29 protein-coding genes are annotated in these 26,130 nt (G+C 55.3%); 11 read left to right on the top strand and 18 right to left on the bottom strand.

All coding sequences use genetic code 11. The annotated features are described in order from the left end of the window. Positions 1 to 101 precede the first annotated feature (101 nt). The 4 genes from FHS72_RS12545 to FHS72_RS12530 are packed head-to-tail and all read left to right on the top strand — an operon-like array spanning position 102 to position 3,004. Complete coding sequence (locus FHS72_RS12545) at positions 102 to 773, top strand: ATP-binding cassette domain-containing protein (RefSeq protein WP_183529644.1); 672 nt, start codon at positions 102 to 104, stop codon at positions 771 to 773. Then, positions 770 to 1,669, top strand: a complete 900-nt coding sequence (locus FHS72_RS12540; RefSeq protein WP_183529642.1) for a cell division protein FtsX — start codon at positions 770 to 772, stop codon at positions 1,667 to 1,669. Before FHS72_RS12545 ends, FHS72_RS12540 begins: the two co-directional genes overlap by 4 nt. After that, positions 1,666 to 2,400, top strand: coding sequence for a lysophospholipid acyltransferase family protein (locus tag FHS72_RS12535; protein ID WP_183529640.1), 735 nt, complete (start codon positions 1,666 to 1,668; stop codon positions 2,398 to 2,400). Before FHS72_RS12540 ends, FHS72_RS12535 begins: the two co-directional genes overlap by 4 nt. Then, on the top strand, positions 2,393 to 3,004 hold the full coding sequence (locus tag FHS72_RS12530) for an MSMEG_1061 family FMN-dependent PPOX-type flavoprotein (protein ID WP_183529638.1): 612 nt from the start codon (positions 2,393 to 2,395) through the stop codon (positions 3,002 to 3,004). The genes FHS72_RS12535 and FHS72_RS12530 overlap by 8 nt, the downstream gene beginning before the upstream one ends. Here FHS72_RS12530 and FHS72_RS12525 read toward each other — a convergent pair whose 3' ends face one another. The 7 genes from FHS72_RS12525 to smpB form a co-directional block, all read right to left on the bottom strand. Further along, a complete protein-coding gene (locus tag FHS72_RS12525; protein ID WP_183529636.1) occupies positions 3,005 to 3,685 on the bottom strand; it encodes a M50 family metallopeptidase in 681 nt (226 codons plus the stop codon). Between the two features lie 3 nt (positions 3,686 to 3,688). Further along, positions 3,689 to 4,651: an acetyl-CoA carboxylase carboxyltransferase subunit alpha gene (locus FHS72_RS12520; RefSeq protein ID WP_183529634.1), complete on the bottom strand. Its 963-nt coding sequence runs from the start codon at positions 4,649 to 4,651 to the stop codon at positions 3,689 to 3,691. Between the two features lie 124 nt (positions 4,652 to 4,775). Next, the gene (locus FHS72_RS12515) at positions 4,776 to 5,732 is read right to left on the bottom strand and encodes an L-malyl-CoA/beta-methylmalyl-CoA lyase (RefSeq protein ID WP_183529632.1); all 957 of its coding nucleotides are present in this window, start codon (positions 5,730 to 5,732) and stop codon (positions 4,776 to 4,778) included. A gap of 189 nt (positions 5,733 to 5,921) precedes the next feature. Continuing rightward, the gene (locus tag FHS72_RS12510; protein ID WP_183529630.1) at positions 5,922 to 7,106 is read right to left on the bottom strand and encodes an amino acid aminotransferase; all 1,185 of its coding nucleotides are present in this window, start codon (positions 7,104 to 7,106) and stop codon (positions 5,922 to 5,924) included. A 5-nt stretch (positions 7,107 to 7,111) separates the two neighbouring features. Beyond that, a complete protein-coding gene (gene sseA, locus FHS72_RS12505; RefSeq protein ID WP_183529629.1) occupies positions 7,112 to 7,960 on the bottom strand; it encodes a 3-mercaptopyruvate sulfurtransferase in 849 nt (282 codons plus the stop codon). Positions 7,961 to 8,087: 127 nt separating this feature from the next. Next, positions 8,088 to 8,381, bottom strand: a complete 294-nt coding sequence (locus tag FHS72_RS12500; protein ID WP_183529627.1) for a hypothetical protein — start codon at positions 8,379 to 8,381, stop codon at positions 8,088 to 8,090. A 93-nt stretch (positions 8,382 to 8,474) separates the two neighbouring features. After that, on the bottom strand, positions 8,475 to 8,951 hold the full coding sequence (smpB, locus tag FHS72_RS12495) for an SsrA-binding protein SmpB (protein WP_183529625.1): 477 nt from the start codon (positions 8,949 to 8,951) through the stop codon (positions 8,475 to 8,477). Between the two features lie 101 nt (positions 8,952 to 9,052). On the opposite strand from smpB, the gene FHS72_RS12490 reads away from it, so the two are divergent. Next, positions 9,053 to 10,243: a winged helix-turn-helix domain-containing protein gene (locus tag FHS72_RS12490; protein WP_183529616.1), complete on the top strand. Its 1,191-nt coding sequence runs from the start codon at positions 9,053 to 9,055 to the stop codon at positions 10,241 to 10,243. 71 nt (positions 10,244 to 10,314) lie between these two features. Here the strand turns inward: FHS72_RS12490 and FHS72_RS12485 are convergent, their stop codons facing one another. The 3 genes from FHS72_RS12485 to dapA form a co-directional block, all read right to left on the bottom strand. Continuing rightward, complete coding sequence (locus FHS72_RS12485) at positions 10,315 to 10,647, bottom strand: hypothetical protein (RefSeq protein ID WP_183529614.1); 333 nt, start codon at positions 10,645 to 10,647, stop codon at positions 10,315 to 10,317. Positions 10,648 to 10,780: 133 nt separating this feature from the next. Next, positions 10,781 to 11,113 carry a hypothetical protein gene (locus FHS72_RS12480; protein WP_183529612.1) on the bottom strand — a complete coding sequence of 111 codons (333 nt, stop codon included), beginning with the start codon at positions 11,111 to 11,113 and terminating at the stop codon, positions 10,781 to 10,783. A 402-nt stretch (positions 11,114 to 11,515) separates the two neighbouring features. Continuing rightward, positions 11,516 to 12,388, bottom strand: a complete 873-nt coding sequence (gene dapA / locus FHS72_RS12475) for a 4-hydroxy-tetrahydrodipicolinate synthase (RefSeq protein ID WP_183529610.1) — start codon at positions 12,386 to 12,388, stop codon at positions 11,516 to 11,518. 147 nt (positions 12,389 to 12,535) lie between these two features. Here dapA and FHS72_RS12470 point away from each other — a divergent pair, with 147 nt between their 5' ends. Next, positions 12,536 to 14,602, top strand: coding sequence for a lytic transglycosylase domain-containing protein (locus tag FHS72_RS12470; RefSeq protein ID WP_246414664.1), 2,067 nt, complete (start codon positions 12,536 to 12,538; stop codon positions 14,600 to 14,602). Here FHS72_RS12470 and FHS72_RS12465 read toward each other — a convergent pair. Together FHS72_RS12465 and mnmC2 are read right to left on the bottom strand one after the other, a co-directional pair. After that, complete coding sequence (locus FHS72_RS12465; protein WP_183529608.1) at positions 14,599 to 15,471, bottom strand: DMT family transporter; 873 nt, start codon at positions 15,469 to 15,471, stop codon at positions 14,599 to 14,601. The two genes, FHS72_RS12470 and FHS72_RS12465, sit on opposite strands and share 4 nt — an antisense overlap. Further along, entirely contained in the window at positions 15,471 to 16,160 is a 690-nt protein-coding gene (mnmC2, locus tag FHS72_RS12460) for a tRNA (5-methylaminomethyl-2-thiouridine)(34)-methyltransferase MnmC2 (protein WP_183529606.1), read from the bottom strand. The genes FHS72_RS12465 and mnmC2 overlap by 1 nt, the downstream gene beginning before the upstream one ends. 65 nt (positions 16,161 to 16,225) lie before the next feature. Between mnmC2 and FHS72_RS12455 the strand changes: the two genes are divergently transcribed. Beyond that, on the top strand, positions 16,226 to 17,266 hold the full coding sequence (locus FHS72_RS12455; RefSeq protein ID WP_183529604.1) for an NAD(P)/FAD-dependent oxidoreductase: 1,041 nt from the start codon (positions 16,226 to 16,228) through the stop codon (positions 17,264 to 17,266). Between the two features lie 113 nt (positions 17,267 to 17,379). Here FHS72_RS12455 and FHS72_RS12450 read toward each other — a convergent pair whose 3' ends face one another. From FHS72_RS12450 to FHS72_RS12425, 6 genes are all read right to left on the bottom strand, one after another. After that, complete coding sequence (locus tag FHS72_RS12450) at positions 17,380 to 18,177, bottom strand: HTD2 family dehydratase (RefSeq protein ID WP_183529602.1); 798 nt, start codon at positions 18,175 to 18,177, stop codon at positions 17,380 to 17,382. A 74-nt stretch (positions 18,178 to 18,251) separates the two neighbouring features. Then, the gene (locus tag FHS72_RS12445) at positions 18,252 to 18,782 is read right to left on the bottom strand and encodes an NADPH-dependent FMN reductase (protein WP_183529600.1); all 531 of its coding nucleotides are present in this window, start codon (positions 18,780 to 18,782) and stop codon (positions 18,252 to 18,254) included. 125 nt (positions 18,783 to 18,907) lie between these two features. Next, positions 18,908 to 19,273 (bottom strand): Lin0512 family protein, encoded by a 366-nt coding sequence (locus tag FHS72_RS12440; RefSeq protein ID WP_183529598.1) that lies wholly within the window; start codon positions 19,271 to 19,273, stop codon positions 18,908 to 18,910. Further along, positions 19,273 to 19,617, bottom strand: a complete 345-nt coding sequence (locus FHS72_RS12435; RefSeq protein WP_183529596.1) for a Lin0512 family protein — start codon at positions 19,615 to 19,617, stop codon at positions 19,273 to 19,275. The genes FHS72_RS12440 and FHS72_RS12435 overlap by 1 nt, the downstream gene beginning before the upstream one ends. A gap of 13 nt (positions 19,618 to 19,630) precedes the next feature. Continuing rightward, entirely contained in the window at positions 19,631 to 20,308 is a 678-nt protein-coding gene (locus tag FHS72_RS12430) for a YrbL family protein (RefSeq protein ID WP_183529594.1), read from the bottom strand. A gap of 160 nt (positions 20,309 to 20,468) precedes the next feature. Next, a complete protein-coding gene (locus tag FHS72_RS12425; RefSeq protein WP_183529592.1) occupies positions 20,469 to 21,563 on the bottom strand; it encodes a tyrosine-type recombinase/integrase in 1,095 nt (364 codons plus the stop codon). 364 nt (positions 21,564 to 21,927) lie between these two features. Here FHS72_RS12425 and FHS72_RS12420 point away from each other — a divergent pair, with 364 nt between their 5' ends. The 4 genes from FHS72_RS12420 to FHS72_RS12405 all read left to right on the top strand — a co-directional run bounded on the left by FHS72_RS12420 (position 21,928) and on the right by FHS72_RS12405 (position 25,954). Further along, entirely contained in the window at positions 21,928 to 22,350 is a 423-nt protein-coding gene (locus FHS72_RS12420; RefSeq protein WP_183529590.1) for a helix-turn-helix domain-containing protein, read from the top strand. 612 nt (positions 22,351 to 22,962) lie between these two features. Beyond that, entirely contained in the window at positions 22,963 to 24,114 is a 1,152-nt protein-coding gene (locus FHS72_RS12415) for a phospholipase D-like domain-containing protein (protein ID WP_183529588.1), read from the top strand. Positions 24,115 to 24,354: 240 nt separating this feature from the next. Beyond that, the gene (locus FHS72_RS12410) at positions 24,355 to 25,539 is read left to right on the top strand and encodes an HNH endonuclease (protein WP_183529587.1); all 1,185 of its coding nucleotides are present in this window, start codon (positions 24,355 to 24,357) and stop codon (positions 25,537 to 25,539) included. 82 nt (positions 25,540 to 25,621) lie between these two features. Beyond that, positions 25,622 to 25,954, top strand: coding sequence for a hypothetical protein (locus FHS72_RS12405; RefSeq protein ID WP_183529585.1), 333 nt, complete (start codon positions 25,622 to 25,624; stop codon positions 25,952 to 25,954). Positions 25,955 to 26,130 lie beyond the last annotated feature (176 nt).

Below are 26,130 nucleotides of genomic sequence, written 5' to 3'. Positions count from 1 at the left end.
ACGGAAAAGGCCAATGATTTGCACCCCTCTTTGGCGCGAATTGATTGAAACCTGTTGCAGTTTTGGGCAATAACGTTCCAACTGGGAAAAGGAAACGCCGTGTGATTGCACTAGATAATGTGGCCTACCACTATGGCGGGGCTGAACTTTTCTCTCAACTGACCCTCAGCCTTGAGCCAGGATCGTTCCATTTTTTGACGGGTCCGTCGGGTGCCGGCAAAACGACATTGCTCAAGCTGTGCTACGGTGCGTTGCAGGCAACAAGCGGCGAAGTCCGCGTCTTTGACACACCTGCCACTGCACTAGACCGTGACCAGATCGCGATGATCCGACGCCGGATCGGTGTTGTTCATCAGAACTGCGAGTTTTTGGATCACCTGTCGATTGCAGAAAACATCGCGCTGCCGCTGACGGTATCGGGGCGTTTGGATTTGATGGAAAACTTGACCGATTTGCTGGGATGGGTCGGTTTGGCGAAACAAATGGATCAACTGCCGCCCGAATTATCTGGTGGTGAACGCCAACGCGCCGCCCTTGCGCGCGCTGTGATTATGTCGCCTGATGTGATTATCGCGGACGAGCCGACTGGCAACGTTGATTGGGAAATGTCGCAGCGATTGCTGACGTTACTGGTAGAGTTGAACCGCATGGGGAAAACCGTGCTTATCGCGACGCATGACCTGAACCTGATCCGTACTGCAAAATCACAGGTCGCCGCCCGTGTGCTGCGCCTCAAAGGCGGTCAGTTATTACAAGCAGGGGCAGAGCTATGAATATCCGTGTTCTGCTTGATCTGCTTGTCGGTGACGCACAAGCGGATCGCACCGTGCCGCCCACGGGTTTCACCGCGCGGTTAACCGTGTTCACTGCAGGTGCCATGGCGTTTCTGGCGGTATTTGCGCTGGCTTTATCACTCGCCACAGGGCGTTTGGCTGACAGATGGTCTGCGGAACTCGCCCGTACGTCGACCCTGCGGATCTCGGCCCCAGCCGATCAGGCGGATGCACAATTACGTGCGGCTGTGAACGTGTTGGAGACCACCCCTGGTATCGCGTCTGCCCGTGCGTTGACCAACGAAGAACAACAAGCGTTGTTAGAGCCTTGGTTCGGGCCCGGTTTGCCGTTGGATACGCTGCCGATCCCGCAGCTGATTGAGATTATCGAGCAAGACGACGGTTACGACGCAATCGGCCTACGGGCGCGATTGCAGGCCGAGGTGCCGGGTGCTGTTCTGGACGATCATACTCGCTGGCGGGAACCACTGATTGATGCTGCGGGTCGATTGCGCACCCTTGGCTGGGTGTCGATTCTGCTGATTGGTGCGTCGATGGTCGCGTTGATCACGCTTGCCGCACAAGCTGCATTGGCTGCAAACGCGCAGGTCATCCGTGTGATGCGCTTGGTCGGTGCCAAAGACATCTACATCGCCCGCGCCTTTGTGCGCAGGTTTACGTTGCGCGGATTAACGGGTGCCGCGATTGGAACGTTCTTTGGGATGATCGCGGTTTTGTTGTTGCCGAGCGCCGATGTCGCTGGCGGCTTTTTGACGGGGCTTGGCTTTCAAGGGTTTCAATGGCTCTACCCGCTGGTTATCCCCCTGATTGGTGGTGTGTCCGCCTTTTTTGCGACGCGCACAGCCGCGTTGCGTATGCTGAAGGAACAATCATGAGATATGCCATCCAATGGGTTCGATCCCTGTTCTTTAACGCCAGCATGTATATCGCGATGGGCGTCATCGGCATTGTGTTCGCACCGTTCGTTTTGTTTTCGTCGCGGGCGGCGGTTTTTGCCTGCCACCTGTATTGCGACTACGTGATCTGGTCAGCGCGTTGGATGATCGGCCTCAAGGTCGAATTTCGCGGCACCCCACCCACAAAGGAATCCATGGTCGCGTCAAAGCACCAGTCGTTCTTGGACGTCTTGGCGCTGTATGGCTCTGTGCCGCGCGGTAAATTCATCATGAAGCGTATCTTGATGTACGCGCCAGTCTTGGGGTGGTTCGGTCTGCGCGTCGGATGTATCCCTGTGGATCGCGGCAAACGTGGTGCTGCGATTGTCAAAATGCTGGCTGACGTCAAAGCGGGTGCAGCCCAGCCCGGTCAGTTGATTATTTACCCGCAAGGGACGCGGGTCACGCCCGGCGTGAAGGCAAAGTACAAGACGGGCACAGGTGCGCTTTACCGTCAGCTTGGGCAACCTTGCGTGCCTGTTGCGTTGAATATCGGCCTGTTTTGGCCAAAGCGCGGTGTTTATCGCAAGCCCGGCACAGCGGTCGTTGAATTCCTCGAAGAAATTCCGCCGGGCCTGACCCAGAACGAATTCATGGCCCTGCTGGAAAGCCGGATCGAAGAAGCGTCGGATCGCTTGAACGCCGAAGCTGGATTTGTGCCGCGTGACTAAGCCGCATCAGATCAGCGATATCGCAGCGCTTGAGGCGCTATATGGAACACCCGGTAAGGCGTCGATCCTGAAGGTTACGGATCATTTAACCCCATCTTATGCTGCGTGGATTGCGCGGTCGCGGCTTTGTATTCTCAGCACAGTCGGACCTGACGGCACCGATGGCTCACCGCGGGGCGATGATGGTCCGGTGGTCCGTATTCAGGACGTCAAAACGCTGCTAATGCCCGATTGGCGCGGCAATAACCGGATGGATAGCCTGCGAAATATCGTCAGCGATGGACGTGTGAGCTTGATGTTTATGGTGCCGGGATCGACCAATGTGGTACGTGTGAACGGGACAGCGATTGTGTCGGTTGATCCCGAGACGCTCGCGCTGTTTTCCGACAAAGGCCACGCGCCACGGTCCGTCATCGTGGTGTCTATTGTCGAAGTTTACAGCCAATGCGCCCGTGCATTGATGCGCGCAAAAACGTGGACGTCGGGCGATGAAAGCGGCGGTTTGCCATCTGTCGGGCAGATATTGACAGAGATCGAATTGGGCTTTGACGGCGCGACTTACGACGCCGAATGGGACGCGCGTGCCGACAAAACGATGTGGTAGTTAATGTGTTTTGCGGAGCGCAATGTTGGACGACGGGCCAAGCCCGCGCCACAGGCTCATGCCAATCACCGCGACACTGATCACGAGCCAAATACCGCCCCACATGATGGTCGCGCCACCAAATTCTTCGGCTAGCATACGGGCGTCGGAACGCAGGTCCGACCGTGCAATCGTGTCGCTAAAGATGTCGTAAGGCACGTAGACCATGCTGGTCAGGCCGATCACACGCAAGATCAGGTCGTTGACGTCATGGGGCAGAAAACGCGCGGTGACGAGCATCAGCGCGCCCGTGCCAACACAAAAAATGATCGCAAAACCATCACGGATATACAGTGCAGTAACCACGAGCATCAGAACGCCAAAGATGCCCATAATCGCCCGATCCGCATGGGTTCGTGTCGCAGCAATCAGCAGAACAAGTCCGATCAGCAGCGACCCAAGATAGCCAGCAGTGAGCGTGAGAAACCGATTACCGCCAATCGACCAGACGGCCCCGCCTTGATCCGCTGATAACGTCAGACTGACCACTTCACCGCCAGTCAGGACGGTCATCGCGGCGTGGGACAGTTCGTGCAGAAACACGATCAGGATTTTCAGCGGAATGGTGACAGGCGTTTGCCACAGCGCGAACACAAGCCCGATCAACGCGATCAGTTGCCAATGCCCGCGCAGGACTTGCATGACTTAAGCTGCCAGACCTTTGGACCCGAGTTTGAGGTATTTCTGACGGCGGCTCGCGCGTGCTTCTTTGCCGGACAGCTTACCCAGATCATCAACCATAGTGATCAGCGCGTCCCGCACAGATTCGATAGCGTCCACAGGAGCACGATGTGCGCCGCCTTTGGGTTCCTTGATGATCAGATCACAAACGCCCATTTCTTTTAGGTTTTGGGCAGTGAGGCGCAGCGCTTCGGCAGCTTCGTTCGCTTTGCCAGCGTCTTTCCACAGGATCGATGCGCAGCCTTCTGGGCTGATCACCGAGTAGATCGAATGTTCCAGCATCGCGATCCGGTTTGCCGTCGCAAAAGCCACAGCACCACCAGAGCCGCCTTCGCCGATCACAACCGAAATCAGCGGCACGGTGATGTCGAGACATTTTTCCGTGGACCGCGCAATGGCTTCGGATTGACCGCGTTCTTCGGCGCCTTTGCCGGGATACGCGCCGGGAGTATCGACCAGCGTGATCACTGGCAGGCCAAAACGGTCAGCTAAATCCATCAGACGGATTGCTTTGCGATACCCTTCGGGGCGGGCCATTCCGAAATTACGTTCAATGCGGGATTTTGTGTCGTTGCCTTTTTCATGGCCGATCACCATGACAGGGCGGCCATCAAGACGGGCAATGCCGCCCATAACAGCGTGATCATCCGCAAAATTCCGATCACCCGCGAGCGGCGTGTATTCGGTGAAAATCGCGTTGATATAATCTTGGCAATGCGGCCGCTCTGGGTGACGCGCAACTTGGCATTTGCGCCAAGGGGTCAGGCCAGCATAGAGCTGCTCTAGCAGATCGTTTGCTTTCTGATCCAGCTGTGCTGCTTCTTTTTCAACACCGGCCTCTGGATTGTCACGGGCCATAGCGCGCAATTCGTTCGCTTTGCCTTCGATCTCTGCCAGTGGTTTTTCAAACTCAAGGTATTGGGTCATGACGCGCCTTATGTATCAACACGTCAGATATAGGGTGTGATGAGGGTAAGTTGCAATGGTGTGAGCGTGGGATGACAAGAAGACGTGCGGCAGGGCCGACACCCCTCCTGCCATCCCGTATCGCTTACCCAGCGATCAACTCAGATTGGGCCACGATGACTTCGGCTTGTTTAATCGATGCGATATCAACAAGGCGACCTTTGTAGACGGTCGCGCCCTCGCCGCGTGCGGTTGCGTCTTTCATCGCGGCTAGGATTTCGCGGGCTTCGGCGACGGCCTCTTCTGATGGGGTGAAAACCTCGTTCGACAGAGCGATTTGTTTCGGGTGGATCGCCCATTTCCCAACCATGCCAAGCGTCGCTGACCGTTTGGCCTGTGCGCGGAAACCTTCGTCGTCAGAGAAATCACCAAACGGGCCGTCGACTGGCAAGATGCCATGTGTCCGGCACGCAGCCACAATAGCGGCCTGCGCCCAGTGCCACGGGTCCGAGAAATGACGATTTTCGCCGTGCTGCATGTAGTAGTTTTCTTGCGTGCCGCCGATGCCTGTGGTCTGCATCCCCATCGACGCGGCAAAGTCGGCAGCGCCCAACGACATAGCTTGCAGGCGCGGGGACGAGGCTGCGATTTCTTCAACATGGGCGATGCCCGCAGCGGATTCGATGATGACCTCTAGCGACACGGGTTTGGTCCGACCTTTGGCGCGTTCAATTGCGGTAATCAACGCATCGACGGCATAAACGTCAGCGGCGCATCCGACTTTGGGGATCATAATCTGGTCGATGCGGTCGCCTGCTTGTTCCAGCAGGTCCACAACGTCGCGATACCAGTAAGGCGTATCAAGCGAATTGATCCGCACCGACAGGTATTTTGTGTTCCAATCGATGGTATTGATTGCTTCGATGATATTCGCACGCGCGGCGTCTTTGTCGGAGGGCGACACCGAATCTTCGAGGTCGAGATTGATCACGTCAGCGTCCGAGGCTGCCATTTTCGGAAACAGCTTTGTGTTCGAGCCGGGACCGAAAAGCTGGCAACGGTTTGGGCGTGCAGGTGGGGCGGGTTGCAGGCGGAATGACATTTGCGATCCTTCGAGTATCAAAGTTACGTAATTCGTTACTCAAGAGGTAGAATGTTGCGCGATGGATGGCAAGTATCATTTCGCAAGCGCAGCATTAGCGTCGCGTGTCGCGCGATTTTTCTAAAAAATCGTCCAAATTTTCAAAAATTTGGTGTGGCGAGGCGGAGGGCGATCCCTCCGCCAGTTCTTTTAGATACCAGCGTCGACAATCGCTTTGGCAAGGATCGGCACGGTCTTTGCGTTCAAGCCCGCAATGTTCATGCGGCTATCGCCAACCATGTAAATCCCGTGATCAGCCCGTAGCTTTTCGACCATCTCAGGCGTTGTCCCAAGACGAGAGAACATGCCGCGGTGATCCGCGAGAAAGCTAAAGCGATCCGAATTTGTCAAACGCTTCAGCTCGTCGGCAAGCTGCTGGCGCAGGGCTAACATGCCGTTGCGAGTTTCTTCCAATTCAGCTTCCCAATCAGCCCGCAGTTCGGGATCAGTCAGAATTGTGGTTACAACACGCGCACCATGGTCTGGCGGGAACGAATAGTTCTGGCGGTTCAAAAACGCGAGCGTTTGCTGTGTCAGTGGTTGGCCTTCAGCAGTGGCGGAAATCGCCATCAGGATGCCAGTGCGCTCGCGGTAGATGCCAAAGTTCTTGGAACAAGAGGCGGCAATCAACACTTCATCAAACGAAGAAGCAATCGCGCGGGTCGCCTGCGCATCGTCGTCCAGCCCGTCGCCAAACCCTTGGTAGGCAATATCTACCAGCGGGATCGCACCGCGTGATTTCAGCAGGGCGATGACTTCGCTCAATTGCTCGGCTGTCAGGTTCGCGCCTGTCGGATTGTGGCAGCAGCCGTGGATCAGCACCACGTCGCCCGCAGGCACAGTGCCGAGATCTTCGATAAGGCCCGCAAAATCGACACCGCGTGTCTCGCTGTCGAAATAGCGGTATTCGAACATCTTCATGCCGAGGTATTTGATAATCGACGGGTGGTTCGGCCATGTCGGGTTCGACAGCCAAACAGTTGCGTCCGGTGCAGCCATTTTGATCAGTTCTAGCGCCTGACGAATAGCGCCTGTGCCGCCGGGTGTGGCGACTGCAGCGATACGGTCACGGGCAACCGCGCCGTCCAGAACAAGGTCGATCATCGCGTCGGAAAACGCAGGGTCGCCAGCAAGACCAGTGTAGGACTTGGACGATTGGTCTGCCAAAATCCGGCGCTCTGCCTCTTTGACGGCCCGCATCACAGGCGTATTGCCGGATGCGTCTTTGTAGACGCCAACGCCAAGGTCAACTTTGGTGTCACGCGGGTCGGCCTTGTAGGCGGCCATCAGCGCGAGAATTTTATCGGCGGGTTGTGCAATCAGGTTTTCAAGCATTTGAATTATCCGGTTTGTATCGGGAGATCGGCGTACATGCCCCATTCGGACCATGAGCCGTCGTATAAAGAATGATCGGTTTTGCCGATCCGTTCGAGAGCCAGCGCCAAGACGGCCGCTGTCACACCTGATCCGCATGTGGTGATCACAGGCTTGGTCAGGTCAGTGCCTGCCGTAGTAAAGACGGCACGGATGCCGTCAGGTTCTTTCATTGTGCCGTCAGCATTGAGCAGCGTTGTAAATGGAACGTTGTACGCGCCGGGGATGTGGCCTTTGCGCATACCGGCGCGCGGCTCGTCGGCTTCGCCACGGAAACGGTCAGCGGCGCGGGCGTCGATGATGGTGTAATCGCCCAGCTTGGCAGCGCGCGCGACTTGGGTCACATCTTTGACGAGGTCATTGCGCGGCACAACGGTCATATGACGGTCGCGAATTGTCGGCTTATCTTTGGTAATCGGATGCCCGCCGGCCAGCCATTTCGGCAAACCACCATCCAGCACGGCGATATTTTTCTGGCCCATCAGGCGGAACAGCCACCAGACACGGGCGGCGGAAAATAGACCAAGCGAATCGTAGACCACAACTTGATGCCCGTCGCCGACACCCATCGCCCGCATACGGGACATGAATTTCTCGACGGGCGGTGCCATGTGCGGCAGCTCTGATCGCTGGTCGGATATTTCGTCGATGTCAAAGAACCGCGCACCGGGGATGTGACCCGCGTCATATTCGGCTTTTGCGTCGCGTTCCATTGTCGGCAGGAACCATGTCGCGTCGAAAATACGCAGGTCCGAGTCCTTTAAATGGGTCGCCAGCCAATCAGCGCTGACGAGAGTTTGTGGGTCGTCGGTCATGGCGTCCGCCTCTGCAAAGATCGAGGCTGTGACTATCGCGGTGCGTCAACTCTGACAAGCAAACATTGACCATAAACGAAAAAGGACGCCCCAGTTCGGGCGCCCTTTGATGCGTATGGGGTGGGTTTTAGCCAGCCATCTTGTTTTTGATCATGCCAACAACTGCAGTCAGGATCGCACCGCCAGCACCGCCGCCGACAAGAGAGCCGACAATATCGCCAAGACCGCCGCCGGGGGCAGCCGCTTCGCCAGCGACCGCAGCGCCGCCAGTCAACATGCCGATGATCTGACCGCTACCAAGGCCACCGATCAATCCAACGATTGAATTCAATGTCGTGCCCATAGAGGCAGATTTCACGCCAGCGCCAGCAGCATTGCCGCCAACGACACCTGCGATAAGTTGTGCAATAAGTGTTTCCATAGTCCCCGTCCTTTTTTGATAAGCGTATCGCTTATTTTATGACGCAGACGTTAACACATTTGCGACACGTCTAAGGATGGGAGATTGCGGGGGTTATTCCCCGTGCCGCAACAGACGTTGCTTTTGACGGCCCCAATCGCGCTTTGCTTCGGTGGCGCGTTTGTCGTGGTTTTTCTTACCTTTGGCCGTCGCAATCTTGAGTTTTACCATGCCCTTGTCGTTGAAATACATCACCAGCGGCACAAGGGTCATGCCCTCGCGGTTGGTGGCGTTCGCCATCTTGATCAACTCGCGATTGCGAACCAACAGCTTGCGTTTGCGGCGTGGCTCATGCGGGAACATCGCCGCGTCATATGGCGCGATGTAAGCGTTCGTCAGCCACAATTCGCCATCGTCCACAGATGCGTAGCTTTCAGCGATATTCGACTGGCCAATGCGCAACGATTTCACTTCGGACCCTTGCAGGATGATGCCCACTTCGAGATCTTCCTCGATGGCATAGTCGTACCGGGCACGCCGATTTTCGGCGATGACTTTGTAATTGGTCTTTTCTTTAGGTTTCTTTGCCATGGTCGCATTGAGATAGGCGATGGGTCGTTGATCTACAAGACCGGACTGGGCAGAGTGTGGAATGTCTTTGGTTATAAGACGTATAAAAAAGTGAGACCGCTTTGACTGTTCCCGTCATTCCTAATGATCGCGCCCGACATATTTTTCTGTCGAAACATGGTTTGGTTGATGCGCCAACGGGAACAGGCAAGGGGGCGGACCTGCAAGCTGCGGTGGACGATCTGGGCTTTGTCCAACTCGATTCAGTAAATACCTTTGCCCGTGCGCATGATTTGATCCTGTGGTCGCGACGTCAACAGTATCGACCTGCGCATTTATCGAATCTGCTGACTGTGGATCGGGGCGTCTTTGAACACTGGACCCACGATGCCTCTGCGATTTCCATGGCGCACTTCCCGCATTGGCGGTTAAAATTTGCCCGTGACGCCGTGTGGTTGGAAAGCCGATGGAAAGAATGGCGGCGCGACGACTTCACCAAAAAGATCGACGAGGTGCTGCGCCATATCTCGGATCACGGGTCTTGCACATCTGGTGACGTCGGCACTGACGAGGACCGTGGCAAGGGCGGTTGGTGGGACTGGCATCCATCGAAAACTGCGTTGGAATACTTATGGCGGTCGGGGCAGGTCTCGGTTGTCAGGCGCGAGAACTTTACCAAGATTTACGACCTCACCGAACGGGTGATCCCTGCGGATGCGTTAAATGCGCGGATCGCATCGGATGAGACCGTCGATTGGGCCTGCGGGTTTGCGATGGATAAATTGGGCTTCGCGACATCAGGCGAAATCGCCGCGTTCTTTGCGCTGGTCACGCCGGCTGAGGCACGTGAATGGTGCAAAAACGCTTTTGCGGACGACACGATCATCGAGGTCGACGTCGCGGGCGTTGATGGCAAGCTGCGCCGCAGTTTTGCGCGACCAGACATGCTGGACCTAACATTACCAAAACTATCGACGCGGGTGCGGATCATGTCGCCCTTTGATCCAGCCTTGCGGGATCGTAAGCGGGCAGAGCGGTTGTTCGGCTTCCACTACCGTATCGAAATTTTCGTACCCGCTGCGAAACGCCAATACGGCTATTACGTTTTCCCAGTGATGGAAGGCGACCAGTTGATCGGACGTATCGACATGAAACGCCAAGGCACGACCTTGGGCGTGACCGCATTCTGGCCGGAACAATCAGTGCGTATGGGGGCAGGCCGGATCAAACGTCTGCAAGGCGAAATTGCCCGTGCTGCGCGGTTCGGCGGATGTGATGATGTGAGATATGAAAACGGTTGGCAAAGGACATAGTCCTGCCAACCGCATCAATAGCTAGTCTGGCTGCACCCTAGGGGAGGAGATGCAGCCAATTTAGCAAGGTCTTAGCGACGATCGAGATCTTTGATCAGCACTTCGGATCCACCAACGTTCAGAACAGCAAGGATGTCGCTGTTTGCGCCGAGGCCAAGGTCAACTTTAACGTTTGATGTCACGCCAGTGCGAACTGCTTTGGAGCCCAAAAGCGCACCGCGCTCGCCGTTTGCGTAGTCATAGATTTCTACTGTGCCTGGGCCTTCAGCCAAAACGAAGTCAAGCTGCAGTTGGTCTGTTTGCTCGAATGTTTCGCCGAATGGGAACGCATTGTAAGCAGATGCGGAAGTTGCAGTTGCCAGAACAGTTGCGGCTACGACTGCGAGTGTTTTGAAGTTTGTCATTTTATTAGTCCTTAGGGAGGGCGACTGGGAGAAGGTCGCATGTGTTATTCTGCGGCAATGATTTGCCATGGGAGGAGGTAGAAAAGGGTCGGGGCGGCTGCGCTAGGGGAGGATGCAGCCACCCGTCTAGAATTTAGCGACGGTCAAGGTCTTTGATCAGCACTTCGTTGCCGCCAACGTTCAGAACAGCCAAGATATCGCTGTTTGCGCCGAGGCCAAGATTAACTTTAACGTTTGATGTCACGCCGGAACGAACGTCTTTAGAACCCAGCAATGCGCCACGTTGGCCGTTTGCGTAGTCGTATACTTCTACTGTGCCAGCGCCTTCGGCACGAACGAAGTCAAGCTGCAGTTGGTCTGTTTGCTCGAATGTTTCGCCGAATGGGAAGGCGTTGTATGCGGATGCGGAAGTTGCTGTTGCCAGAACGGTTGCTGCTACAACTGCGAATGTTTTCAGGTTTGTCATGTCTAATTTCCTATTTAATGCGACGCGGTGGTCATTTGTTATTTTGTGATCAGCGACAGTGATTTGCCGTGTTCGATGAGTTGTAGATGGGTCAGAAATTCGCCGTGGAAAAGGGTTTTGCGATCACGAAAAAGAGACGGATATTGATCAAAAAAGACCCTTGAAATTTATCTGGGACACCACACGCGAGAGAACAGTGCAGGGCTGCACACGGGCTTGGCAATTCTGAACAGAACCGCCGTTTTGGGGCTGATTTTGGATCACTTTAGACTTGGGCCGATCACGAAAAAAATCCCCGCTCCAGAGTGTGAAGCGGGGATATTTCATGTGGGTCGCTGTCGCGTGATCGTATGTTTCGCAATTGCTTCAGCGGCTCGCGCTGGCGTGTGCGAATGTTGCGGTTTAGTCGAACAAACCTGCGAATCTCATGGCTGATTTGACCTTTGCTTTGGTCTCATCGGTCAGATCAACCAGTGGCAAGCGCACTTCGTCGCTGCAAAGCCCTAACAAAGACATGGCATACTTCGCCCCAACAAGGCCGGGCTCGATGAAAATGGCATCATGCAGCGGCATAAGGCGGTCTAGCAGTGTCAACGCCTTGGGGTAATCACCCGCAAGCGTCGCATTCTGGAATTCAGCGCATAGGGCAGGGGCCACATTGGCCGTCACAGAGATGCAGCCAACCCCGCCGTGGGCATTAAACCCGAGAGCAGTCGCGTCTTCGCCCGAGACTTGGACAAAATCTGTGCCGCAGGACATCCGCGTGCGTGGAACGCGGGCCAGATCGCCAGTCGCGTCTTTGACGCCCACAATCATCGGGTGCTTTGCCAACTCGCCCATTGTCGCGGGTGAAATGTCCACAACCGACCGACCTGGAATATTGTACAAGATAATCGGCAAGCCGCAGTCAGCCGCCGCAGTGAAATGCGCGATCAGGCCCGCTTGGGTCGGCTTGTTATAGTAGGGGCTGACAACAAGAGCCGCATCAGCGCCCGCAGCTTTGGCCGCATTCACAAGGCGGACAGTCTCAATAGTGTTGTTTGATCCGGCACCTGCGACAACCGGAATACGGCCAGCAGCGGTTTCCACCACGATTTTGACCACTTCGTCATGCTCGGAATGGGTCAACGTCGGGCTTTCGCCAGTTGTCCCAACAGGCACCAAACCATGGCTGCCTTGTTCGACGTGCCAGTTGACGAGCTTCTTAAGCGCATCACGATCCACCTGGCCGTTCGTAAACGGCGTGACGAGCGCGGGAAGAGACCCTGTGATCATGACGCATTTCCTTATGTGCGAGAGGCAGATTCGCCCCATTAAAGTCGCGCGAAACCTAGACAGCTTTCCGCCGATGAACAAGTTCGGCATTGTGTATTAACCGAGGACACTTACTTTGATGATACACATCCCATAGGGTCCATGTTTATGCGCTTCCTGATTTCCACATTTGTTGTTGCCTTCGGGCTGACGCCTGCGTTTGCGCAGGAGGCTGATCCAGCGCTCGTTGATGCGATTCAGCTGGCCGACAACGGTGATTTTGACGCAGCATTTGCGAACGTTGATAACGACGTATCGCGTGATCTACTGACATGGATGAAGTTGCGCGAAGGTGAAGGCGACTTTGACGCCTACGCCCGTTTTATGGCGGACCACCAGACATGGCCCGGATCGCAAACGCTGCAGGTCAGAGCCGAGCGCGCATTGGAAAAAGGTGCAGACCCCGACGCGGTGATTGCTTGGTTTGGTGATACACCGCCCGAAACTGGCGTCGGTGCCGTGCGTTTAGCAGAAGCGTTGATTGCAAAAGGCAAACCTGACGCTGCGAACGACGTCATCGTCGCTGCTTGGCTGAACCTGCGGTTATTGTCTGTCGACCGGACCGCAATTCTGGACGGTTTTGCTGATGTGGTCGCCCCGCATCACGCGAAACGCGCTGACAATCTGCTATGGCGGTGGCTCACCGACGAGGCCGCGTTGATGTTGCCCTTGTTGGACGACGATCAAGCCGCATTGGTGTCCGCTCGCATCGCCTACATTCGTGAACGCGGTATTCCCGAAGCTGTCGAAGCGGTGCCCGCCGCATTGCTGCGCAATCCCGGGCTTGCCTATGATCGGTACAACTGGCTGGCTGGCGATGGCGAGCGGACCGAAGCGATTGCGATTTTGCGCGGGCGGTCCACATCTGCCGAGGCGCTGGGCGATCCGTTTCGCTGGGCAAGTTGGCGCAGAGTGCTGGCGCGGTGGGAAATGCGCGAAGGCCGGATCGACAGCGCGTATGATCTCGCTTCGAAACACTTTTTGACCGAGGGCAGCTCCTTTGCCGATCTGGAATGGCTGTCGGGCTACATCGCCTTGCGCTATCTTGAAAACCCGACGCTGGCCTTGGCACATTTTGAAACGATGACCGCCGCCGTGGATTCGCCGATATCAATCGGCCGTGCCGGATACTGGCGCGGGCGGGCGTATCAGGCACTGGGTGACGCAAACGCAGCGGCGCTTGCCTTTGCCGAAGCGGCTGAACACCAAACGGGTTTCTACGGTTTGCTCGCGGCAGAACAGCTTGGCATGACGCTGGACCCCGCATTGACCGGACGTGCGGATGCGCGTGATTGGCAAGACGCGGACGTGATGGAAAATCCGCTGGTGATCGCGGGGTTGGCGCTGCTAGAGGCAGGCGAACGCGGGCTGGCCACACAGTTCTTCGCAGAGTTGGGTCGTCAGATGGATGCGGTTGATACCGGACGCTTGGCCGCACTGATGGAAGAATTGGATCATTCATACTACGCGGTTTTGCTGGGCAAAGCCGCCGCCGCCCGTGGCATCATCGTCCCATCCGCGTATTTCCCCATGCACGGCGTGGCGTCGATGGAACTGCCCGTGGAAAACGCGCTGTCCTTGTCGATTGCGCGCCGCGAAAGCGAATTTAACGCAGGTGCTGGCAGCCCTGTCGGGGCACTTGGCCTGATGCAATTGATGCCCGCCACCGCAGAAGAGGTCGCAGGTTTTCTGGGCTTGCCGTACTCCAAATCGCGTTTGACGTCGGACTGGAATTATAACGCACAGCTTGGATCGAAATATTTGGCCATGCTGCAAGAGCAGTTTGGCGATTCTCCGGTACAGATTGCCGCAGGCTATAACGCAGGCCCCAGCAGACCAAGGAATTGGATGGATGATCGCGGCGATCCGCGTATTGGCGAAGCCGATGTGGTCGATTGGATTGAACACATTCCGTTTCGCGAAACCCGCAACTACGTCATGCGCGTGACTGAATCCATTCCGGTTTACCGTGCGCGGCTGACTGGGCAGACAGGACCGATTGAATTCACCGCTTTGCTGATCGGGGACAAACCTTTGATCCGCCCGCAAACGCGCCCCACCGCACCTGTGTCCGTTGTGTCCACATCCACTGCGCCCGCGATTGCAGCACCCGCGACTATTCCAGCGCCAAACGCTGCGCCTAGCATCCGTCCGATTTCACGGCCCGGCAACTAGGACTTTGCAACCTGCCTTGCCCGCCAAACGGTGAACAAACCGGACGCAATCACAAGCCCCGCGCCAAGTGCAACGTGAAGTTCTAGCGCTTCGCCGAACACTAACAGGCCAATTGCGGTTGCGAACACGAGTTGCAGGTAGGCAAAAGGCTGCACCGCGCTGGCCTCTGCGGCTTCGTAGCATTTAATCAACAGGAAATGCCCCGCCGCACCCGTCACACATAAGGTCGCCATCCACGCCCAATCGCGTGCGATCATCGGCTCCCACGACGTGGCCCCGATAACCGTCAACAAAACCGCGCCAACAGTACCCGTCCAGAAAAAGCTGGTCGCGGCGCTATCTTTACGGGCAGCGTAGCGCGTCAATAATGAATAAAGCGCAAACATCAGTGCGGCGATCAGTGGGATAATCGCGGCAGGGGCAAAAACGGTAATGCCCGGCTGCAAGATGATCAGCACACCGACAAAGCCTACGCCAATCGCGGCCCATCTGCGCCAGCCGACCGCTTCACCCAAGATCGGGCCGGATAGGGCTGCGACCAACAACGGATAGCTTGCGAAAATCGCGTGGCTCTCGATCAGGCCCAAAAGAACAAAGCCCGCGACCATGACGCAGATTTCTGCGCTCAACAAAAGACCACGGCAAATTTGGACAAAAGGTTGCTGCGTCGTGGCCGCAGCACGGATCGATCCGGCTTGACGTCGTGCAATCGCGATGACGAAGGCCGCGAAGAACCAATACCGGATCATCACAATCATGAGCACATTGTATTCGCCAGCAAGATGACGGGAAATCCCGTCTTGAATGGCAAAGATAAATGTCGTGCCGATCATTAAAACGATGCCAAGGCGCGTATTGTTGGACTGCATCAGCTTGCCTTCACAGCGCGGGTCATATGGCGCTTGCGGCCAAATCCAGTGGCGCGGGTTACGGTAAATCCTGCGGTTTCCAGCGATCTGCGGACATGACCTGCGGCGGTATAGGTCGCCAGTGTGCCGCCTTGTGTCGTGTGATCGCCCACGGCTTGCATCACATCAGGTTCCCACATTTCGGGGTTCTTGGCCGGGGAAAACCCATCAAGGAACCACGCATCCGCACGTGATTGCCACGCGGGTAGCGTTTGGCGGACGTCGCCAGTAATGACCTCAAGCGTTATGCCATCAGCGTAAATCGTCGGGGCCAGCATCGCGGCGTTCCATATATCCAACAACGGATCAGTCAAATCGCCCAGTTCGGGAAACGCAGCAAGCGCTGTGCGGGCGGTATCCGCATCCAACGGAAATGCCTCAAAACTGGTGAAGTGCCACGTGCCAACGCGCCCAGCGGTAATCCAGGTCTGCACCGTTGTTAGAAAATTCAGCCCCGTTCCGAAACCCAGTTCGCCGATATGCAAATGATCGCCAAACCGTGCAGGCAGGTCGTTCCCGTCTAAGAACACATGCCGCGTTTCCGCGAGGCCGTTATCCAGCGAATAATACGGATCATCAAACTGCGTGGAAATTGGGACATCGCCCAAATCCGTTTTGCGCCATGTCAGGTCTGTTGTCTGGTCGCGCATTGGGTTTTGCCTTACGTGTCGCGGAAACCTTGAGGTTAAGTTATCTTTGCGGGGATAGGAGCAAAATGGCAATCGCAGATGTGACGATCATGGGGGCGGGCGTGTTTGGCCTGTCGGTGGGCTACGCCTGTGCGCAGCGCGGTGCGGTCGTGCAGGTGATTGACCCGAACGGCGTCGCCGCAGGGGCGAGCGGTGGTCTGGTCGGTGCATTGGCCCCGCATGTGCCGGAGAACTGGAACAGCAAAAAGGCGTTCCAGTTTGAAAGCCTGATGATGGCGGACGGGTTCTGGTCAGGCGTGTCTAAATTGACAGGACGCGATGTGGGCTATGCGCGGTCAGGGCGATTGCAACCTTTGGCCGATGATGCCGCAGTTGCGCTGGCACGGCAGCGGGCCGTTACGGCGGCAGAGTTGTGGCAAGGGAAAGCGACGTGGGATGTGATCTCGGCAGAGGGGCTTGGTCCATGGGCACCACCGTCGCCATCGGGGTTTGTTGTGCGGGATACGCTGACAGGTCTGATCCATCCGCGCCGCGCGACACAGGCTTTGGCCGAAGCGGTTTTGCGGCTTGGTGGACGGATTGAAGCGACGGGTACACCGCAGGGCAAAGTTGTCTGGGCGACGGGCTGGCGCGGGCTACAAGACATGACGGCACGACATAGTCGGCAGGTCGGGATTGGCGTGAAAGGGCAGGCACTGCTGCTCGACTACGCAGCGCCTGATGCACCGCAATTATTCGCCGACGCGCTACATATCGTACCGCATTGCGATGGAACCGTGGCGATTGGATCAACTTCAGAACGCGAATTTGACGATCCTGCGCATGTGGACCACCAGCTTGACGATATCCACGCCCGCGCGATTGCGGCGTTTCCTGTTTTGGCAGATGCACCGATCAATGAGCGCTGGGCAGGTGTGCGCCCAAGAAGCCGGAGCCGCGCGCCGATGTTAGGGCATCATCCGTTCGAGACAGGTGCATTTGTCGCAAATGGCGGTTTCAAAATCGGCTTTGGCATGGCGCCATTGGTGGGCGAGGTCATGGCAGATTTGGTGTTGAATGGTGTGGACCGGATTCCAGACGCATTTCAGGCGGATCAAAACCTGTAAGCCTTGCGGGGCCGCCTGCGGCGCGCGGGGGCGCGGAACGCAGGTGTATGTGGGTGCGGTCGTTGTTGAATGAGTTGTTTTGGCGAAATGAAGGGCGGACGTGGCGCGTTTGATTAGGCGGCTGCGATTTGGCCGCTGCTGCAAAGGCGTCCGTCTTCGCCACGTACCCAAAAATGGCCGTCGCTTGCGCAGAGTGTCGCCGCTTCGCCAGCGATCAGGGGTGATGCGCCGCGATAGCTGAAGTCGGTGAGGCCGCCGTACAATGTTGTTGCGAGTTGCATCATGAGGTGGGCCAACAGCGGGCCGTGGACGACGAGGCCTGCGTAACCTTCTACATCTCGAGCGTAATCGGCGTCGTAATGGATACGGTGACCGTTGAACGTCAGGGCTGAGTAGCGGAATAATTGGGTGGATGTGAAGTTGAGCGGTTCCGAGTGGGCTGCGACTGTCGGAGCTGGTTTTGGCGCGGCTGTCGGGGCGTCGGCGGGGCGGTAGACAAGCTCTTGCCATTCAGTGACTGCCAGCGCGTGGCGTTGTTTGATGTCATGGCGCACGCGCACGAATGCGAGTTGTCCGGATTGCCCGTCTTTGCGTGTCACGCCTTCAACGGTGCTGATTTTCTCTGCCTTGATGCCCGCCTTGAGCGGTTGGTGTTGCACGATCCGCCCTGCGGCCCACATGCGCTTTGGCAGCCCTAGGTCAGGGATGAAGCTACCAGTTGCAGGATGGCCATCTGCGCCGAGTACATCGGGTGTTTTTGCATCCCAAAAGTAGATGTGATGCGCAAATGGCGGTAGCGCGTCGCCGCTTTGGATTGTCGGCTCTTGACCCAAGGTGGCTTGTAAGGCCTGCGCCCGTGTTGGGTCAAGAATGTCTATGGTCGACTGGGTTTGGTATGGTTTGGAATGCATGATGCGGACCTACTCTGAATACCGGAGCGGCGCAAATGCGAGGCCCCAGATGGAGCCTCGATTATGCAGTCAGTTTAGAGAGTGGCCTTCAACCGCTGCATTAGATCTGCCAATGCGGCTTTGTTGATATCGTTGGTGAGGGTGCCAGTTGCGTCAAAATGTTCGTAATTTGCGCCAACAAGCACTTCTGAGCCGAGGATAATCGTGGGCCCGAATGGCACCAGTGTCGCGATCAAATTGGTTTGCGCCCGTTCACCGCCGGACCTGCCTGCGGTCGCGGACATGATCGCAACTGGTTTGCCTGCCCATGGTGCACCTTTCGTCCGGCTGACCCAATCGAGCGCGTTTTTCAAGACGCCGGAGATGCCTTTGTTATACTCTGGCGAGGAAATCACCACCGCGTCGGCCTGTGCGATCTGGTCTGCCAATGTCTGCACGGCCGCCGGAATGCCGTCGGTTTCCTCAATGTCGCCGTCGTAGAGCGGAAACCGTAAATCGGCCTCAACAAATGTGTCGGCGCCAAAGAGGGCGGCAGCATTGCGGATCAGCATCGTGTTGGTTGACTGGGCGCGCAACGCGCCGGAAATACCGAGCAAAGTGGTCATAACGTATCCTTAACATAACTGCTGGCCCTATACATAAAGGGTCTAGGTGCGTTGCCAACTATTAACGCTGTGCAGTGACGCGACCTCATTGAGCGCAAATGTGTAGGTGGTCTGCGAGGTCGCGCCTAGCGATCGCTTTGCACCCAAAGGCTGGATTGATCGGGCAGGAACGCCTCAATCGCGGCGGTGGCGATCACGGCAGTATCATCCGTTTCAGGGTTGCGGACATTATGCCCGCCTTTGGTGGCCGTCACTGTCGCGCGGCCTCTTGGTAACATCTCGGCTAGCGCTGCGGTGTCCAGTTTGTCCGGTTCTTGCACACCAACGGTGACTTGGACGCGCATGTCGTCAGTCCCAAGCCCAGTGCTCGCGAAAATCGGAAGGGTTGAGTGGCGAAAAGCGTCTTCAATCGCGCGGCGCGCTGCCTTTTGATAATCCATTCCGTGCAGGTCGTTGCCCATTCCCATTTCGATAATAATACGCTGATCCATTATGCCCGCTCCATCATGAATGATACGTTAATAGCGGCGTTCGCGATGACGGTCGGCTTGCCATCGGGACGTGGTATGTCGAGGCCGCCGTGGTGCACTGTCACGCTGGGTTGGCCGTATGGAAATATGTCGAGCAGGGCAACTATGTCGACGCGATCCGGTTCCTGCACCGCGATTTCAACGTCGATGATCATCGCTTCTTTCGGGAAACCATAGAGTTCCGCCATATTGATCGAATTGTGCCACAGCGCGTCTTGCAGCGCCCGCTTTGCAGCTTGCGTATAGTCTTGACGGCGCAACGAGGTGCCCATGCCAAATTCGGTCAGAACGCGGTGTTTCGGCATGGTAAACTCCTGATTAACTTTGTGTGAATTGACGGTGTTTCGCATCCCACTGCAAGCCAGTTTTCACGGCCAAGCGTTTGCAACTATCGTCAAGACCCAAGCCGTTGGCCCAGCGGCCCCATGACCTGACCGGAATGGCGTGGATGTCGCCAAACCCATCAGCCAGCACACATTCGCGCGGCCCTTTGGTGCCTGCATAATCGCGATGGCCGAACACAAAATTGCGGGCGGTCATGTCGCTGGCCCTGATATCATAGCGGTAAAGCCGCGAGATCGTGTCGTTGAGTAGGGCTAGGTCTGGGGCAGTCAGCGTGTCGCGCATCGCATATAACGTCTGACCAAGCCCGTCGTCCTGAACGTTTTCAGTCACGCACCCCAACCCCAGATCGGTAAAGGTGAACCCGAACATATGTGTGATCGGTGGCACGTCTGACACCGTAATCCGCAGCATCATCCGTAAGTATTCGGTATATTCCTTGCGGGCCCAACGAGTGCGAATGCGCGGGAAATGCCGTTCAGTGAAGGTCGCCAAACGGGCGCGACCCTTCGTGTCAGGGATCGTTTTCAACACCTTTACCAACTTGTTCGGATCATGCGGATGCACATAAATCACCCGCTGCGACCCTTCGGCAAGCGCCGTCAGATGGCCAAGTTTGAGAACGGGCCGCGCGACATCAAAGCTATTTGGCATGAATCCTCAACTATTTGTAAACGACATCGTGTGAAGCTGGGTAAGTGGTTTGACGAGCCAGAGCAAGCAAAGGCACGACGCCTCGCATGTGCCGCGTAATGGTGACCCCGATTGGATTCGAACCAATAACCTGCCCCTTAGGAGGGAACCGTTCATAGCGTTATTCCTTCTTTGATTTCTGTTGCTTGGGTGTTTGTACAGGGTGTTCCTGTACATGGTTTGTACGAAAACGTGCCCTGACATCGGCCTCATCCGTCTCTGCATGGGCATAAATGCGCATTGGCAAATTAGGGTCAGCCCAGCGACCAGCCTTGGCTGCTGTAACAGGATCAACGCCTTGGCGAACCACCAGTTCAGTGAAGAAGCCGTGCCGCCCAGCCGGGTGCGCAGACAGGTATTGAATGCCCGCCCGCTTGCAGATTGTCTTCCAACGGGTGTTGTAACCTGTGGAGCTGCCATAGCCGAACACACGCGGTTTCATGAACTTGCCAGTCTTGCGGTTCTTGGGTCGCTTCGCTGGCAATGCCAGCAGCTCGTCCATCATCTCAGGCGAAACAGTGATCCAGCTCTCCGGATGCCCCTTCTGTGCTTTCACCCTGACCTTGTTTTCAACAGGCTTCAGATCATCAGGTTCCAATGATACGGCTTGATCAATCCGCGCCGCAGTCTCGAACATGAACCGAACCAACGCTGCATTGTAAGGATCAGCGGCGTCACAAAACGCCTCGATCCACTCCTTGTTTGATGGGGTGCGTTCCACCCTACTAAGCTTCCCACGCCGCCTGTCTTGGGCAATCCGTTCGAACTTGTCGTAGGGTTTCACCCGGATTAACGGCGTACCCTCCAGCTCGTGCGCATTATTGATCACCGCACTGGCAGGCGTCACAATCTCGCGCCACCACGTGTCAGTAGACGCCTTCGGCTTCAGCTTTGGCCCTAACCCTTTCAGCAGAGCACCGGAGATCGCTCGCAGCGGGGTATTGCCAATTTCTTCGACAATCGGGATCAGTTGCTTCGCAGCCTTCGGGGAGGCGTTGTAGAGCATTATCGCATCTGAGAAGGTTTTGCTTGCTTCGTCGCCGAGCAGATACTGACGTATTTGGTTTTCCGTTTCCCGAGCTACCCAGTCCTCTGCGCCTGCTCTTGTAGTCGAGTGAGTGCTTTCTCGGTATGTACTGGTGATCGGCCGCCCGTTGTAGTCGATCTTGCCATAGACGTAGTAGAAGCGCCCCCTCTCTTTGATTGTGAGCGGCATGCCTGACCTCCTTCAAATATGGTGTCGATCTGCGCAGGTGTGATCAGCATGGTTCGCCCTAGCCGATAGAACGCGCCCGTCTCATTCGCCCGTTCTCGCAATGTGCGTTCGGAAATTTCAATCCCTTGCTCTGCCATGATCTCAACCCATTGTGCTGGCGTCTTGCCAAGGCCTAGGATTTGCGAGCTGTCTGTTTTGTCGATCTCTGCCATTTCATCACCCTATCCGTTTGGGTTGAATTTTCTGTACGCATGGAATCGCTTGTTCCGCACCTTCTGACGTGGTCATATGCAAATGAATGTAGTTTTACGTCATTTTGTGCAGTTTTGCTCAATATGACAGTATCGTCAATAGGAAACCTTGCATGCCGCAGGACGCTAAATCTGTCTTCACGTCCATGGGTGCGCGCCTTGCGATTGCGCGCAATGAAGTCGGCCTGACGCAAACCGCTATGGCGGATGCGATTGGGGTCTCTCATCGCGCATATCACAGCTATGAAAAGGGCCAGCGCGGCTTGCCGATTGAAGCTCTGGTCGCGATGGCTGATCGGTTCGACGTGGACGCAGCTTGGATCCTATTGGGAACCAAAGCGGTCCGAGCAGGTCATGATTTCGAGGCGCTCAAGAAAATCGAGACCTCACTCGATCAGCATCTCAACGAAGAAATAATCAAAATTAGAAGTGAAAAACGCGGTGCGATTGTCGCCCGCTGGTATCAATCACATGTCGAAGGACGTGAAGTTACAGACGATGACGTTCACACTTGGATTGAGCTAGTTCGAGAATGAAAATTGAAAAAACAATGAGTGGAAACCGAATGCAACGACCGTCAAAAAAATGGAAGTCCCACCAGCTTGCAGTGCTCGAGTCCGTTGAACACTGGCTACAGAAACGCCTGACGAATTGTTCTATAGTTCATGCAGGAGCTTTGGGATTTTTTGCACAATACTGGTTATCCCAGTATCTTGGTAGCCCCTTTACTATGGCAACTGGACACGATTTTTTGGTCGTTTCGTCGATTGTTCTTCTAGTCTTTACGGGGCTGGTTGGCTTGGTTTTCGCGTATTTCATATTTGAGCTGCGGAATAGAATGAAGCGATAAGGCCAATCTACTAGATCCAAAACTTGCGAAAATCTCGTACGCTTTCGGCCCAAACCGGACCTTGACGAATAGTAGCCACGCCGCAGTGCGGCTTCGCCGAAGCGGACATTGCCAACGATGCGTAGCAGTTTTTTAGGTTTGATGGCAACTATGCGGACACGACACACTTTCAGATGGGCGGCCAGCGTATCCTTTGGTGCCTGACATGGCGGGCTCCGAATAGTTTAATTCCACCTATCAATCATTTGGATCTTGGATAGATTGGTAGGTTAATGGTCTTAGCAGCGGGTGTCTTGAAGTGGACAAATCAATTCAGTTATTCCTTCATTCCAGCGAAGAAACTGGTAATTTGCACAATGCATATCAACGTGCCTTGAGTTCAGCTACGGAACTTTTGATTGTTAGCGCATACCTCACGAACTGGGATAGCGGCACCGCGCTTAATGCGGGCTGTGAGCGGTTCAGGATGGTTGTTGGGAAAGATTTCGGAATCACGCGAAAGTCAGCTTGCAACGCAGTTCTCAATTGGGCTCCTGCACAGCACAAGGTACATTTTCGGGTCGCTGATCAAATTAGTGGATTTCACCCCAAAGCGGTGTTCTGGCGCGAGGCGGACGGGCAAGCTTACGCCATAATTGGATCATCCAATCTTTCACTCGCTGCATTCGAAAGTAACTATGAGGTGAACGTGATTCTACCAATCAGCGCGGACGATTTAAATCGAGCGCGACATTGGGTAGATCAAATTGCCGCACGCTCCGTTCCGATATCGCCCGATTGGCTTAACTCCTACCGAGAGAGTAAACCTCCCAAAGGGAGCGGCACCAAATCTAGGAAAAAGGAGCAAAACGCTGAGGTGCTCCCAATCCGGCTACCACGGCCCAAGGGTGCAGCCGCCGTTGTCAGGAAGCGCCGGAAGCAACTTGAACAGTATAAAAAAAATCGAGACGGCCTAATTAAACTGTTTCGCCAGTGCGGCGCGGGCAAAATAAGCTCTTCCACTTTCTATGCGAGACTTCCAAGCTATTGGGGTGGGGAAGTCGGTGGTCGCTTGCAAGGTAAGGGCTGGGAGCGGCAAGGAAAGAGTGCCAATTTCCAGCAGCTTGCTGAAAGCTATATAAAGATCGTTGATGCAAAAGCTGGTGCAAGGGACGACACTGTCGTCGCTGAGTTTGATCACCTAAGACAACTAAAGAACCCAGCGAGAAAAGCGTTCCTATCAGAAATGCTATGCTTAGAGTTCCCAAAACTCTACCCCGTTTTAAATAGGCCAGTTCAAAACTACCTTTCAGATGAGAAGTTCAGCGGTTCGCCTGGGATGTCGGAAGGGGCTAGATACCTCGATCTTGCGCTAAAGCTCCGTCTCTCACTTGATCAGAATCCAAAGCATCCGGCTAATAACATCGCGGAATTAGACACAGTGATTTGGCTAGCATATCACCTTGATTGATCGGATTGGCCGCATGGCTATAGCCATGGTTTGGCCCGGCCCATTGCCGCCGTTCGGCTGGCTTGCTTAATGCTGCAGGGCTACACGCCAAACCAGCCATTCGTTTTGAAGATGTAGTGGCCCGTCAGTCCATACTTTTGCCGCACTGCCGAAATACTGATCTACTCGAACTCACACATCGTGGACTTTTCTGACGTCCGACATTTCCAAACCAACATCCCTGCAAGGAATATGAATCAGATGCAGTTTATCCTTAAAATTGGCCCCCGCCATTGCGCAAATGGGCTTTTCCGGCCTGACAAGGACGGTAAGAATTGGATCGGAGTGGACTTCGAAGTTCCAAAGCCCAAAGCGATCCTGGGCGCGGTAACGCGCGAGACGATTGAACCCGGTGATCGGGCATGGATTTGGACGCATCATGACAAGCGTAAAGATGGCGAGTTAAGGGGACGCGGTCTTGTCGGCGAGGCAACCATTAGCACTGTCGATACGGACCGGACAGGTAGCGCAACGGTCCAATTTTCAGATGTAAATATTCGCCGCCGCAATCTTCTTCGCGAGGTCGTTGAACCACACCAAGAGACCAGTCAGGTTGTGACTAACCTGTTTACGAATACGACCTCTCGTTCCATTGCTCTTTCAGAAGAACAGGCGGAAGAATTCGCTGGCGTCATTGCCATTATCGACCGGCCACTGACGGCCGAACGTTGGACTGACGATGAACTACTCGCCTGTATGTTGGCGTATCTTGATATGCTCGGAAAGCAACAAGCCGGGGAAAACATAGTTAAGGCTGAATATCGCCGCGCATTAATTTCTGGCCCGCTTAACAATCGAACGGACGGTTCGATCGAATTCCGTATGCAAAACCTATCAGCATTCTTCGAGACAAAGGATATGCCGACAGTTAAAGGCTACCTCCCTGCAAAAAATGTCGGACGCAATGTTATGGAGGTGTTAGGTCGTCTACACGAAGAGGTTGGAAGCCTAGACTCCTCACTTTTCTCACCGACGGATGACGCGGTAAGTCTACAGGCAAAAAGTGCAAAACTATCCCGCTTTGCGAACATCTTGACGCCTTTAGGAAATCAAAATCCAAATCGTTCGCAAGTAACACAGAACCAGTTTGTACGAGACCCTGCTATTGTCGCCGCTGCGTTAAATTTTGCCAATGGAAAATGCGAGAAATGTGGTTCTGAGGCGCCGTTCGTTAGGGCGGATGGCACGCCCTTCCTTGAAGTTCACCATGTTCGTTTTCTTGCGGAAGGTGGACCAGACACGGTGGATAACGCTGTAGGGCTATGCCCGAACTGCCACAAGGCGTGCCATTATTCAAAAGAGCGGGACGCGATCCGTTCAGGACTGGTCAGTAGTATCCCGAGATTGATTGATCATGAAAATCAGATGAACAAAAGCGAGGTTTAGTTCAGAACTTTCACGGCTATTTGCATTCGCAGCGAATGTCCAGAATCCGCCCTTCCCTGCCATAGTGACAGAGACTACATAGATGGATATGAAAGTAAGCCAGCACCGACAGGGGGGGGTGATGCAGACAATTGAAATGTTCGGAACAGAATTGAGGACTACGATTGAAGACCTGAACGGTGAACCCGAACTCCAAAGAATCGGACTAGTCTTCTTCTATGAGGGTGGTTCTATTTGGATCAAGGAGGGGCCGCGTCCGGGTGCCAATCTCGCCAATCGAACGGGAGTAGGAGAGGCCATCTCGAGGCACCTATCCGCAGGCGGAATCCATATTGCATGGCCTGTGGCGAGAGATGACAGTCAATGGCTCAGAATCACGCCGAGCGGAGTTGAGGAGGTTGATGAGCCCTACTAACGCTTCGCACTGCAGTCATTCGTGCGCCGCGCGGCGAAGGTCGGCTCTCCGCCGCTTGTGTCGAATGTCAGTCACGGCCCTAAGCATGCGTAATTGGGCTACCCTCTGTTCTGAGGTCGAGCTCCCGATAAGATCACAGGATGACTGTGAACAAGGGAAAAAGAAGATGGAATATT

The organism is Yoonia ponticola, assembly GCF_014199395.1.
GTDB lineage: Bacteria > Pseudomonadota > Alphaproteobacteria > Rhodobacterales > Rhodobacteraceae > Yoonia > Yoonia ponticola.
This window is presented reverse-complemented; position numbering and strand designations above follow the sequence as displayed.